General features: G+C 42.4%; 11 protein-coding genes. 4 read left to right on the top strand and 7 right to left on the bottom strand.

Annotation, left to right across the window (positions count from 1 at the left end):
• Positions 1 to 89 precede the first annotated feature (89 nt).
• Both V7K42_RS02290 and V7K42_RS02295 read right to left on the bottom strand, forming a co-directional pair.
• Positions 90 to 671 (bottom strand): hypothetical protein, encoded by a 582-nt coding sequence (locus V7K42_RS02290; RefSeq protein WP_334913145.1) that lies wholly within the window; start codon positions 669 to 671, stop codon positions 90 to 92.
• A 202-nt stretch (positions 672 to 873) separates the two neighbouring features.
• On the bottom strand, positions 874 to 2,226 hold the full coding sequence (locus V7K42_RS02295; protein WP_334913146.1) for a helix-hairpin-helix domain-containing protein: 1,353 nt from the start codon (positions 2,224 to 2,226) through the stop codon (positions 874 to 876).
• A 350-nt stretch (positions 2,227 to 2,576) separates the two neighbouring features.
• Here V7K42_RS02295 and V7K42_RS02300 point away from each other — a divergent pair, with 350 nt between their 5' ends.
• Positions 2,577 to 3,548, top strand: a complete 972-nt coding sequence (locus V7K42_RS02300) for an SGNH/GDSL hydrolase family protein (protein ID WP_334913148.1) — start codon at positions 2,577 to 2,579, stop codon at positions 3,546 to 3,548.
• A 125-nt stretch (positions 3,549 to 3,673) separates the two neighbouring features.
• Here V7K42_RS02300 and hemJ read toward each other — a convergent pair whose 3' ends face one another.
• The 3 genes from hemJ to V7K42_RS02315 form a co-directional block, all read right to left on the bottom strand.
• Positions 3,674 to 4,258: a protoporphyrinogen oxidase HemJ gene (gene hemJ / locus V7K42_RS02305; RefSeq protein WP_094329859.1), complete on the bottom strand. Its 585-nt coding sequence runs from the start codon at positions 4,256 to 4,258 to the stop codon at positions 3,674 to 3,676.
• A gap of 183 nt (positions 4,259 to 4,441) precedes the next feature.
• Positions 4,442 to 5,293 carry an alpha/beta fold hydrolase gene (locus tag V7K42_RS02310; protein WP_334913150.1) on the bottom strand — a complete coding sequence of 284 codons (852 nt, stop codon included), beginning with the start codon at positions 5,291 to 5,293 and terminating at the stop codon, positions 4,442 to 4,444.
• 376 nt (positions 5,294 to 5,669) lie between these two features.
• A complete protein-coding gene (locus V7K42_RS02315) occupies positions 5,670 to 8,489 on the bottom strand; it encodes a calcium-binding protein (RefSeq protein WP_334913152.1) in 2,820 nt (939 codons plus the stop codon).
• Positions 8,490 to 8,914: 425 nt separating this feature from the next.
• Between V7K42_RS02315 and V7K42_RS02320 the strand changes: the two genes are divergently transcribed.
• Complete coding sequence (locus V7K42_RS02320; RefSeq protein ID WP_334913154.1) at positions 8,915 to 10,192, top strand: MFS transporter; 1,278 nt, start codon at positions 8,915 to 8,917, stop codon at positions 10,190 to 10,192.
• A gap of 4 nt (positions 10,193 to 10,196) precedes the next feature.
• Positions 10,197 to 10,358, top strand: coding sequence for a hypothetical protein (locus V7K42_RS02325; RefSeq protein WP_442938506.1), 162 nt, complete (start codon positions 10,197 to 10,199; stop codon positions 10,356 to 10,358).
• A gap of 262 nt (positions 10,359 to 10,620) precedes the next feature.
• On the opposite strand, the gene V7K42_RS02330 is transcribed toward V7K42_RS02325, so the two are convergent.
• Positions 10,621 to 11,994: an RNA polymerase factor sigma-54 gene (locus V7K42_RS02330; protein ID WP_334913156.1), complete on the bottom strand. Its 1,374-nt coding sequence runs from the start codon at positions 11,992 to 11,994 to the stop codon at positions 10,621 to 10,623.
• A 172-nt stretch (positions 11,995 to 12,166) separates the two neighbouring features.
• On the opposite strand from V7K42_RS02330, the gene V7K42_RS02335 reads away from it, so the two are divergent.
• Positions 12,167 to 12,415 (top strand): hypothetical protein, encoded by a 249-nt coding sequence (locus tag V7K42_RS02335; protein ID WP_334913158.1) that lies wholly within the window; start codon positions 12,167 to 12,169, stop codon positions 12,413 to 12,415.
• Positions 12,416 to 12,445: 30 nt separating this feature from the next.
• Here V7K42_RS02335 and V7K42_RS02340 read toward each other — a convergent pair whose 3' ends face one another.
• Positions 12,446 to 13,249, bottom strand: a complete 804-nt coding sequence (locus tag V7K42_RS02340) for a toll/interleukin-1 receptor domain-containing protein (RefSeq protein ID WP_334913160.1) — start codon at positions 13,247 to 13,249, stop codon at positions 12,446 to 12,448.
• Between the last annotated feature and the right edge of the window lie 118 nt (positions 13,250 to 13,367).

Genomic DNA, 13,367 nt, shown 5'->3' on the forward strand with positions numbered 1-13,367 from the left:
ATCCTCGATATCATTGAAATTGCTAAAGATTGAAGTTTCAGCAAAACTTAAAAACAGAAACTGCAACAAACTCACTTGTATTCCAAAAACTAATTCGGTTTTTGTACTACTATTTTGCTTATTTCATAACTTTTTTCACTGGTGTGATAACTTCTTCGCCATTTTTCCAGATGGTCTATAGATATTGATTTAGATGTGACGTTCACACTGCTTCCTCGCCAAGCAACTTCTGCATCTGTCGTGAAAACCCCACATTCTAATTGATCTAACCTCATATTCCAGTATTCACTAAATCGACCTTTTAAGGTTATAACTTGCTCAAATACCTTATTTCTGTGTTTATTTCTTCTTTTTCTTTCTGTTGCTCCTGTTGCTTCTGTATCAATAAACTTAGTTTCAATTAAAAATAGACTACCTTTAAAAGTCCGGTAGACAAAATCACACTTCCCTAAATCTGTATAATCCGAAATTGGAGATTTTTCAAATAACAGCAATTCAGCGCACGAGGGAAACAAGTCTTTAATATTCAGAAATAAATAAGCTTGCAATAGAAGTTCTTTATCATAAGGAAATAAGATCACTCCTTCAAAAAACTTTTGAATGTCATCATGAGTTTGGGGTTGAATTTTTTTACAGTATGAAACAAATTTATGTAGCTCGTTTACGATCATCAAGTTTTAACTCCTTCCCCCAGTCGCAGCCTTAAGGGTCTTAGCATAAAAAGATACCATTCCCTCAAGGAAACCATCATCCGCATAAGTAACTAAAAAAACGGTTGAAATGCTGAATACTTAAGGCTTTTTACTGTTGACAGTTCAGTAGAAATAATTTTTAAGCTGCTTTTCAGTATTGATAGATTTTTGACTTCTGGCCCTAGCTACCAGTCAGTGATTTTATATGAGCAGGAAAACTGGCGTTTTGCAAAGCTTGAACAGTTATTCTAGAATCTTGTACGCAAAATTGCCAACCCAAGCGAACAAGTTTCCGAGAATTTTCAGTTTGGATAATTCCAATCACTGGCATTTTTGCTTTTTCTTTGTCTACTGAATGAGCTTGCAAAATTGTTTTCAAGAGATGTAGTTTTTCCATATCACCTGCTTGCTGGGGATTTAACTCCACCATTACCATTTGTACTGTTTCCACTGGTTCTACATCTTCAAGAATAAATTGAGTTTGCTCGTCGCGTCGATCTACTTTTCCCCAAATAATCAATCTAGTATCAACGACGAGTAGGGAACTAATACGTTCATAAGTTTTGGGAAAAACTACAGCTTCTGATTGTGTAGTTAGGTCTTCTATTTGCAAAATTGCCATCTGCTCGCCTTTTTTTGTAACCACTTTTTTGACGATATTCAACATGACAACTGCACAAAGCCTTGTTTCTTCCCTTTGATCTCCCAGTTGTGAAAGGCTAATCGGTGTCAAAAGTGGTGTTATTTGCCGTAAAGATTTCAACGGATGATCTGATACATAAAAGCCTAATAATTCTTTCTCCTTCTGCAACTTTTCCTGTGGGGTAAAATCCATCACAGGTTTAGATTTAGGAGCAGTTTCAAAGGCATTATTTGCTCTTTTATTCTGAGTCGAAGAAAATCCTTCACCTAAGAAGTCAAAGAGATTCCCTTGACCACTAGCTCTGTCTTTAGCGCGAGATTGTGCCCAGTCATACACTAATTCTGAGTCGTTAATTAACTGTTGGCGGTTGGGTTCAATTTTGTCAAAGGCTCCACAGTAAATCAGCGATTCTAGAGTCCGGCGGTTAACAGCACGTAAATCCACGCGATCGCAAAAATCAGCGAGGGATTTAAACTCTCCTGTCTCATTTCTCGCCTCTAAAATACAAGCGATCGCATTCTGTCCCACGTTACGCACTGCCGAAAATCCAAATAGAATCTTTCCTAATGTTGGTGTAAAATCAACGCCCGAACGATTAATATCTGGTGGATCTATGGAAATACTCATATTTGTACAGTTAGTAATATATCTCTGTACCTTATCGGTATCGCCACTGTTAGCCGTTAACAGTGCCGCCATATATTCCAATGGGTAATTAGCTTTTAAATATGCTGTCTGATAAGTTACATAACCATAGGCTGTTGAATGAGATTTATTAAAACAATTAGAAGCGATAAAGCCATTTTTTATCCCAAAATTATGGTCGCGCTCAACCCCAATATCATAGACATTTTCTTTGCCTAAATATTTACGTGTGGCTATTTTTATCATCCTACCTTACCCCCAAAAAAGTTTTGCGGAATTAATTGATAAAAACTGTAGCTATAGTAATACCTGTAATATAAAATTATATCACTAGAAAACACCTGCCATACTCTTACACAAAAGTAGATAAAGTATATCAAAACTTTAGCAAACTATTAGATAAACAGTTAATAGCCATGTAATTGCTGTTTTTAAAGTTTATTAAACCCATTCCAATAGATATTAATCCGCTTAGTCAGATGCCTGGGGAGTAGGGTGCAGGGTGCAGAGAGACAAAGGAGGATAAGCAATTCCCAATTTCCAATGCGTCAGTTACTATCGTTGAAAAGTAACTCAGTATTAAAGGGGGTGGGGAAGTGAAAGAGGCGCTGATTGTAATTTTGGCTGTGGTTGTGGGATTATTTGTGGTAGTCGAGATCGGATTGCGATCGCTCTTTGGCTTTGGTAATCCCCTAGTTTACATTGGCGATGAGCGGATTGGTTATTTATTGGCTCCTAACCAGCGTACCCGTCGTTTTGGTAATCGCATTGAAATTAATGAGTATTCTATGCGAGGTAGTCCGATCAATAAGATACCTGCACCTTCTGGGCTGCGAATTTTACTCTTAGGGGATTCTATTGCTAATGGTGGCTGGTGGACAGATCAGACTAATACAATATCCGCGATAATGATGCGTTCGCTGGCATCATCTACTCATAGTAATTATCAGGAAATTGAAGTATTAAATGCTTCAGCTAACTCTTGGGGGCCAAGGAATGAGTTAGCTTATTTAGAGAAGTTTAGCAACTTCAACGCGCAAATAGTAATGTTATTAATTAATACCGATGATTTGTTTGCCACTCCTCCCACGTCTTTACCAGTAGGACGCGATCGCAACTATCCCGATAGTAAACCTCCCCTAGCATTAGCGGAAGTGTGGCAACGTTATATCATCAAGCAGAAGCCAATTCCCGAAATGAAAGCGGTGCAAAATGAAGCAGGCGATCGCGTGGGGATTAATTTGGAGGCGATCGGCAAAATTCAAGCCCTGACTCGCCAAAGCAACAGCCAATTTCTACTTGTCATGACTCCCTTACTGCGAGAAATTGGTGAACCAGGCCCCCGCGATTACGAAATTAAAGCCCGCCAGCGCTTGATTGATTTTACCAAGATCCAGCAAATTAACTATATAGACTTTTTACCGATATTTAGCTCAACGACTAACCCGCAAGATTTGTATCACGATCACATTCACCTCAACTTGCAAGGTAATAAATTTGTCAGTGAAGTTATGGAGCGATCGCTTCTAGAAAGACTGGGGGAGATACCACTTACTAAAAGCTACTAAAGTTGTCAAGTTTACCTCAAAAAAGCTTATATCCCCGACTTATTTTAAAAATCGGGGTTCTGAACACCAGAAATTTTCGCTAATTTGACAACTAATGCATAGCTTGGGTTAGACAACAATTTTGTCTAACTTTGTTCTTGTGGAACTTGTCCTATCTGTGCCGTCAGCTTCTCTTTATCTTGCCTGCGCTTTTTGGCGTAAAGTTGAATAGTGACTGCCATCAAAATAATCATGGCAAAAATACCCCAAGCAGCGATATCTGTAGGTAAATTATTCTTAAACACAGCCAGTAATACAATCGCTACTAACATAACTGTCGGTGCTTCATTTAAAGCGCGTAATTGCTGGCCATTCCAGCCGCATTCATCTACTGCTAACTTCTTCATGAGTCGAGCGCAGTAATGGTGATAGCCAATTAAAATGGCAACAAACAGCAGTTTTATATGTAACCAACCCTCTTTTAAAATATCCGGCTCAGTACTTAATAAACCAATAGCCATTGCGATCGTCACAAACATTCCTGGGTTAGTGATGATGTGGTAAAGGCGCTTTTCCATAATTTGATACTGATTTTTCAGTATTGTTCGTGCTGGTTCAGGTTCAAGGTTAGCTTCAACGTGATAGATAAAAAGACGTACTAAGTAGAATAAACCAGCGAACCAAACTACAAATCCGACAATATGAAATGCTTTAAACCATGAATAAGCCATGAATACTAATCCCCTTTACTTGTGGTTACGATCCATTTTTAGTGGTACTAAAAGTTTGACAAATACAGGCTAGAATAACATGATAATTCTGGCAAAAATCCAGATTTATTTACCATAGATAAATCCTCGGTGTTTTTCTGTGGCTTCATTTTTATAATATCGATTTTTGCCAAAAGTATATTGTCAATGAGCATCTTTACGACGCACAAAGGGTAAAAGGTCTTCTAATATCGTCTCGTGGTAGTGTTCTTGAGGATAATGTCCAACGTTATTAAGTTTGATTAATTCGGCATTTGGTACAGAATCTTTAAAATTTTGGGCGATATCCACAGATAACCAAGGGTCAATCATCCCCCATTGAATCAGAATTGGCTGTTGCCATTCTTTAAAGCCAGTTTGTATTTCTGTCATGGCAGAATCAAGCTGTAAATTGCGAATACTTGACAAGAGACTACGCCCAGATGCCGAAGCTTTTAAAAATGGTTTTCGATAAATATCTAAATCCTTATCTCCGATGCGATAACGGCTACCACCTTCTAGCGTTCGGTCAACTAGTAGGGGGTCTTGGGTCATAACTTCACCTGCCAAAGGTAAACCCATTTGTTTAATTTTCCAAGGTAATTTGGCAGCAGTTGATATTGGTGTATTTAGGATAGCTAAATTGGCAATCTGTTCTGGATGACGCAAGGCATATTGTAGTCCTACAGAACCTAAAAAACCTTGGACAACTAAAGAAAAATGTTCAAGTTCTAATGCTTTGACAAAACCTTCTAAAGCTGTGATAAAAGCATCGGGTGTGTAAGCGAAATCTCGTTTTTCTGGTTTTGCAGAAAAGCCGTAACCAATCCAATCTGGAGCGATCGCTCTTGTCCCTTGATTCCCTAAAGCAGGTAGAATATTACGCCAACTGTAACTTTGTGAAACCAACCCGTGTAGCAACAACACAGGTGCTAAATCAGTTCTGCCGATTGGTGAAGATTCCCGATAAAACCATTCCAGTGAATCTACATTGATTTTATGTTCTGTTATTGACACGCTATATTCCTATGGAATTGGGCATGGGGCAGGTAGTGCGGTCTTCTCACAAAGGGAGAGGCTAGCGCCTTTGCGGAGCGTCTCGTAGAGAAGGGATTTCCCCAATTGGAGCAACTACCGTCATAGGGCATTAGGGTTCTTCCTTGTCTCTCCCTAGAACCCTACGGCGTACACACTTGTCCATACAGGATGCAAAACATCGCGCTATCCTCCTAAATCTCCCGCTAAATTGGGGACTTTGACTCCAGTTTCTCCCTTTTTAAAGCAGTAGGGGAATCTAAACGCTGTGGGGCAACTCTAAAAGACTTGTGTGTACACCGTAGCCCTAAAACCCCCATCAAAATAATAGAATACCTGAGAGTGTCAACGTTAGCGTTTAGATAATCACAATATTGATGTTGCTCAGGGTAGGATTGCCGGACAAGGTGGCAATCTGTAGTGGTGCAGAACCCCCTAAACTGCCATCGGCATCGAAGAACAAAGCTCCAACCGTCGTATTATAAATAAATCTCTGAGTTGTCGTGTTTGCTGTCGTAATGCCCGCACCGAAACGAAAAAGGTTTGAACTGAGGGTACCTGCGACCAATCCCCCACCAAAGCCTACGGCAGATACCTGAATTTTGTCGCGGCCAGAGCCACTGAAGCCATTAATCGTATCCAGGCGATCGCTCACAGCTGTAAACTGATAAGTATCTGCCCCATCACCTCCAGTTAGCACATCATTTCCGCCACCACCAACTAGTAGGTCATTACCAGTACCACCAACTAGTATGTCATTACCAGCACCCCCAGTAATTGTGTCATTTCCTCCAGCCCCATTCAGGTTATCATTGCCGTTACCGCCAGCGATCGCATTGTTTCCACCATCGCCAGTCAACACTAGTCCGAGATCGTTCAGCGTTAGACGGTAATCTCCGGTAGCCCCCGAACCCGCTAAATCACCAATACCCGTAACCGCGTTGTAATTGGAGTTCGGGTTGAGCGACACGCCTACGTAGTATGTGCCCGCCTGAGCAAATGTATAAGCCAAGTAGGAGAACTGGCTGGAAGTTTCACCTGGTGCGGCTCCATCGTTGTTGGCCGCGAGTTGTGCGCCGTCCGATCTCAAGACTCTCAAGTAGGTATTGAGGTTTGACCCATTGCGAGAATCCACATCAAACCCGACCTGCTGCCCAGCAGAGACTGTAAACTTGACCAAATCGGCATCAGTTTGCGAATTCAAGGAAAAGTCAACAAATTGACCTAGTGTTTTGATATTCGCTGAACGATTTTGAATTTCAGCGATCGTGTCATCAGGATCTTCACTTGGACTGACGAACTTTGAGGTCAGCGTGTAGTTTGTAGAACCGTTAACCCCTTGAACTCTGGCAAAATACCGACCAGACCCAAGTACCCGTGAGATAGTTTCTGTAGGCGAGTTCAAGGCGTTTGATGTGGCTAAGATATCACCTGCATCGATCGCATTGTTATTGTTGATATCTTTAATTAATGAAAGTGATAGGTCTTCACCAGCAACGCCCGTTGTGTTCAGCGTCACTTCATAAGTACTTGGCAGATCGAAGCGATAGAAGTCGTTGACATCGCTGGAGGCATCAAAGGATTGTTCAATATAATCCTGAAAAGTTTGGTTGGGCGGCGTTGTCCCAGCGATCGCAGCTAGTGGGCGGGCTGTGCTTAAGCTATTTCCGGCGTAGTCTGATACGAGGCGGAGGTTGTATGCGGCTTGTTCGCCAGTACCACTCGCAAACAGAAAGTACGTTCCTGCTGCTAAGTTGGCGGTCAGCGAGTTACCACTAAACGGTGTAATCGTTTCTCCAGCGTCGAGGCGCTGGTTATTGTTGGAGTCTCGGACAATTGATAGAGATGGATTCTGGGTAGTTCTAGAATAGTAGGGGTTATTAAACGCTGAAGCCGAGAGTTGACCCGCAGTGGTCATCGTGAACTTGAAGTAATCAGAGGAATCACCCGCACTGATGCCAAACCCATCACCCAAATTAAAGGGTGTCTCTCCAGTCAAAGCACCAAGCGATCGTGCCTTTGACAGATTCTTGTACGCCTGTGGATCGCCGGGAACAGCATCAAAGTCTGAATCGAGATCGAGCTGATAGCTGGTATAAGCTCCGTTTGGGACTACTTGAACGTAATAAGTGCCTGCCCCTAATGTGGTTGAGAGCTGATCGTCTCCTGGGTTCGAGGATGATAGAAAGACTTCTCCTGCTGAAATAAACCCGTCGTTGTTTGTGTCACGGGCGAGGCGTAAATTGGCATCGAAGGTTGGGGCTGGGAAGGTAGAGGTATCGATGTCTAAGCGCAAATCGATAGGTGAGGTTTTATCCAGGGTGAATTTGTAGAGGTCGTTGGCATCTTCATAGGTTGGCAGCCCAAATGGGCCTCCTACCATGTCGTATAAGCGACGACTAGTGCCACTGACGTTGCCTAAGTCTCGTGCTGTGCCAGTAACATCACCCGCATAATCAGTGACAATGCGAAGAGTGTAGGGGTCTGAGCCGGAAGTTTGGGTGTACCTAACATAGTAAGTTCCAGCAGGGGCAGAGTAGCGATCGACATTGAGACCGTTGCCCACCGTACCAGAAACTGTCTGCAATACGTTGCCATTGGAATCGAGCAATTGCATCGTGGCCTGCAACCCACCAGTATAGGTGAAGTCCTTCATCCGCAGACTAATGGTACCAGGGGCTTCCATTGTGAACTTCACGACATCGACATTATCACGATAGTCGAGATAATCTTGCCAATTAATCTTGTTATAAGCCAAATACTTACTGCTAGTTTGCCCCCAACTGGTGCCGATATCCCTTGCTGTCCCCAAGGTTGCCCCAGAATAGTCGTTATATAGATACAGCGAATAATTTGCGGTATTAGATGAAGTGTAGTTGTGTACCTTAACGTAGTAGTACTGATTGCCCTGTAACGTGACATTGATTGTCTCGCTCAAGTTGCCGCCTTTGGTACTACTGGCAACTAGATTCTGGTTTTGGTCGTAGATGTATAGATCGGCATCGGCTGATAGGGCATCCAGAGGGGCGTAGAGGGTTGATGGCCCATAGAGGGTAAAAAATGTGTAGTAATCATCTACATCGGTCGGACTAACCGAGTCACGAATATAAAAGTTCTCTTCCAGATAAATATCGGGAACAAACGTCGCTTGGTCAAAGGTATTGTTAGGTTCTGCCATAGTGAATAATTATTAGAGAAAAAATAAATGAGAAGATTCCAAGTTTTACTTTTAATAACCTTACAAGGTTCTTGTAAGCCTGAAAGTAATGCCATTCTCAGGCTTTTTTGATGTAGCAAAGATTAAATTTTAATAATATTTTTCTCAAAACTTTGAAACCCTTCAAAATCCGTCAACTCTTCCGTTTAAGAGTGCTATGAAACTGATATTTGATTGCGTAAAAAAACTCATTAAAACTCAAAAACCTTCTTTCTTCTTTCTTCTTTCCTATTGCCGCCTACATAAATAAGTATGGCTACGCCACGCTGCGCGAACAAAAATTAAAGCGGATTCCTAAATTCCACTATTGAGTCTTGGAATTGGCACGCTTTTTGCACTTAAAGTTGCATAGCCCAACTTCATGAAGTTTTGTAGCAAGCAGAGATATGGTTACTCGTTCGGTGACGCATCAAGGAAGTCTGAAAGCACTCGATTGGTTAAATGTATTTTTAGCAGATATTCAGGGCGGTGTAGGCCCGTTTCTAGTAGTTTATCTAACTTCAAGTCTGCATTGGAACCCCTCTCAGGTGGGATTGGTAATGACGATTTCCGGATTGACGGGGGTAATTGCTCAAACACCGATTGGAGGATTAGTCGATCGGTTACGCCAGAAGCGATCGCTAATTATTCTCGCGGCTGTGTTAATTGGCATCAGTTCAATTGCCACCGTTACGATGCCATCATTCCCCGTAATTACAATATCTCAATCCTTCTGCGCCATTGCTGGAGCATTTTTTGCCCCGACGATCGCAGCAATTTCTCTAGGATTAGTCGGACGAGAGGGTATTGAATATCGCATTGGCCGCAACCAGACTCTCAGTTCTTCTGGAAATGTCGCAGCAGCAATGCTGGCAGGATTAATCGGTCATTTTGTGGCTCAGGCAGCTATCTTCTACTTTATGGCGCTGATGTCAGTTGCAGTAATTGTCTGCGCTTTGAAGATTCGCAAACAGGATATTAATTATCGGTTAGCAAGAGGGGGTGACGAGCAAGAAAGCAAGGAGATAGAAGATGGGAAAGAAAAAGTTAATGTTTCTAAGTTTACAACCCTATTGAGCGATCGCCGTCTCCTGATTTTTGCCGTCTGTGCAGTGTTGTTCCACTTTGCCAACGCTGCCATGTTACCCTTAGTCGGTGAGGTACTAGCTCACCATAAAGGCGCTAGTCCAACCTTATTTATGTCTGCCTGTATTGTCACTGCTCAATTAGTGATGATTCCCTTGGGAATTTTGGTTGGGGGACGGGCGAGTAAAGATCAACGTAAACCTATTTTTCTGATAGCATTTCTGGTGTTACCGATTCGTGCCGTGCTGTATACCCTCAGCGATAATCCTTTCTTTTTGGTATCAGTGCAATTATTAGACGGGGTTGGCGGGGGAATTTTTGGGGTGATGCAGCTTTTGGTGATTGCCGATTTGACTAAGGGAACCGGACACTTTAATCTGGCACAGGGAGCAATTGGAACTGCTGTTGGTATTGGTGCATCCCTCAGTAATTCTTTGGCTGGTTTTGTTGCGAAATCTGCTGGCTACAATGCTAGCTTTTTGACAATGGCGGCGATCGCAACAGTTGCCTTAATTTTCTTCTGGTTTTTCATGCCCGAAACGAAGTCTACAGCCTATCCGGTAAGCTCTAAATCGGGGCTTGCTACGTTTAGGGAATAGAGAAATGGTAGTTTTGCGATATCTCGTGATTATTATCACCTACATCGGCTTAGGGCTAGGTTACTTGCCCGGATTGCGGATGAATCGGGCAACGATCGCCATTGTTGGTGCTGCCTTTTTAATGGCATTGGGAGTACTAGATTTCCCGCATTTCTCACAAGCTTGAGGGGAAGGATGGGCAGAAGGGCAGGGGAGGCAGGGGAGGCAGGGGAAGCAGGGGAAGCAAGGGAAGAAAAAACCAATACTCGCATTTCTCACAAGCTTGAGGCCAAGGATGGGCAGAGGGGAAAGAACTTGGTATTTGAACTCTCCTCTGCTCCTCTGCTCCCCCTGCTCCCCCTGCCTCCCCTGCTCCTCTGCTCAAGCGCAGGCTTAATCGAGATGTGGTGAGAAATCCGGGATTTGCCTGCGGCGTGGGGCGCGATCGATTACAAAACACTAATTTTTCTATTTGGGATGAGTTTACGTGCGTGGGAAGATTCGATTCCTGCCAGTTTTCGGTACTTGACTACAGTCCGTCGAGCGATCGCCATACCAAATCGCAGTTTTAATAGTTGGGCAAGTTGTTCGTCACTGTAGGGTTTAGTTGACGGTTCTTGTTGAATTAGTTGAATAATTAACTCTTGGATTTGTTTCGGTGTGCGTCCACCAACACCAACAGAAGTACAGAAAGACTGCAACGGCACAATTCGACTTTGCCCGCCGCTAATTAGTAAATAGCGATCGCGCACAATGCGACTGATGGTAGCATTTGAAAGCCCGACCGATTGAGCAATTAGCTGCTGAGGTGTTGGTACCAAATCTAAACTGTCTTTACTTGTGAGAAAGGCTTGCTGACGATTAACCAAAAATTGCCCGACTTTGAGTAAATTTTCTTGCCACTGATTTAGTGCTGACAATAAATTCCGTGCTTGTTGTAGCAGTGTTTCCTGCATCTTGTGGTTTGATTGAGCCAGCAAAGCGATCGCTTCTTCATCCAAGCAAAACTCTTGACTAACTTCAGAAGTTAAAGAAACCTGCCACCCGTTGGCGTTGAGTTCGGCTTGTAAATCTGGGGTAGCGATCGCCACTGGATAATAGCTAAAGTTCCTTCCTGGGCGAGGTTCTAAGGTCTGAATTTCTTGAATCGCTGCTTTTAAAGCTGGCAGATTAATTGGTGATTCCACTACAGAAATTCTTTTTGCATGTAATTGCAACTTCTTCAACAACAATTGTTGATGTTCCTTGGCTTCAGTTGAATTACCAATACAATCTGCTACCTCTGCTAAGTAATCTCGCACCAGTAAAGCAGCCAAACTATTGCGACGATCTTGAAGCTGTAATAGCAGACATTCTTGCGGCGATCGCGCCCCAATCCCCGGTGGATCGAGACTTTGTAAATGCAACACAACCGCTTCTAATTCCTTGACATTCCAATCACTTCCTGCTGTCCAGACTTGGGACGATTCTTCTAGATAGCCGGAGGGTGAAACCCATTGCATGAGGTATAACAGTGCTTCTCGCTGTTTGAGTGGCAAATCTAAAGCAGTAATCTGCCCACGTAGATGTTCTTGTAAGCTTGGTTCCATTGCAACTGGACTATACCAATTTGGTAAAATGTCTTCTAGCAATGCTTCCCGATGATTAGAGCGGCGATGAAGCAAAAATGGATTGTGTTTGGCTTCTGCTTGTAAATATTCTCGAACTCGCTGATGATTCCAAGGTAACAGTTGCACTAACTGTCGCAGCGTTGGATAAAGAACCGCTTGCGTCTCAAAACGGGTTTCTACAGAGAGAGTTGAAGTTAATACAGGTGTATCCATATCCATTAGTGAGAGGTTAAGGTAATTGCACTAATGTTTGCGAGGGTAAAAGAAAGGGGAAAAATCCTACTGAAGACTGGTAATAGCCTGGCTTTGACTATTCTTAAATCTTAATTCTTTTTTGCAGCGAAGTACTTAGTACAGTATTTCATTAATTCGTAGCGAATTAAATTTGACAATACCCAACATTGTTAATGCGTCGGCTTGCATTGTTAATGCGTTGGCTTGCATTATTAATGCGTCGGCTTGCATTGTTAATGCGTTGGCTTGCATTATTAATGTGCTGGCTTGCATTGTTAATGCGTTGGCTTGCATTGTTAATGCGCTGGCTTGCATTATTAATGCGTTGGCTTACATTATTAATACTACGTTTTTACGCAAAGCTGTACTTAGACTAATTCGTAATTCGTGGCGATCGTGAAGAAGAGATTCTCTCAGTTGAGCGATCGTGTTATTTAGATGTCGCCATTAAGTAAAGAAGCTTGTCATTAAAATGAAGATCCTGCAATTCAGGAGGTGGAGGAACAAGTGGCGGCCCTTCAATGATTACAGGAATAATTTCAGGGGAACGCAATCCATCAGATCCTTGTCGTTCAAGGGCATACAACACTTCTTTAAGCACCCACGGCGATTCTTTCGCAGCAGTAGACCAAAATAGTAAGAAGAGATCGCACTCATCAATATTGCGATAAAGTTCTTGCTCCCAGCGATCGCCAGGTTCTAAACTAAGAATATCTTGAAAAACTGTAATGCCACTCACAGCTAGTCCCTGCACCCTTTTAAGAACTTCTATCCGGTCTTTAGAAGAATAAGAGACAAATGCTTTTTTATAATGTCGAGCAACTTCTCCTGCTAACTGAGGCTCTTTTGATGTAGAAGATGCAGAAGCAATAATCGATAGCTTAAATTTTAGATGACCGAGGGGAATTGTGTTTTGACTGACAGTAACAGTTCCAATAATTGTTTTCTGAGTAATATCAGCAGGAACCGTTACTCCATATTGAATAGAATCTGCTCTACCATTCCAACTCAACTGTTGAATTGGCTCGTCCACTTCTAGTTTGGGAATTGACAAGTTAAAAGTAAGTTCACTTCCTCGTTGAATAGGTACTCCTAAACTTCTCACTCCCAACCGTTTAGCATCAGAATCAAATTCTTGAGCATCCTGTTTGACAAATTCAACTTGTTCAGGAAGATGAACAAAGACTTGGACAAGGAACATATCGTCTGGAGTTACAGAAGCAGGACTGAACACACTACAATCAACCAAATCTTTGGTTATACAGCACTTGCGTCTGTTATGAGGTACACTAAATTAAAATATAAATACCTTTAAATGAAGTCATACTCTGTCGAGCTTCGAGAAAAGATAG

The sequence above is a fragment of the Nostoc sp. genome (genome assembly GCF_036917455.1).
GTDB lineage: Bacteria > Cyanobacteriota > Cyanobacteriia > Cyanobacteriales > Nostocaceae > Nostoc.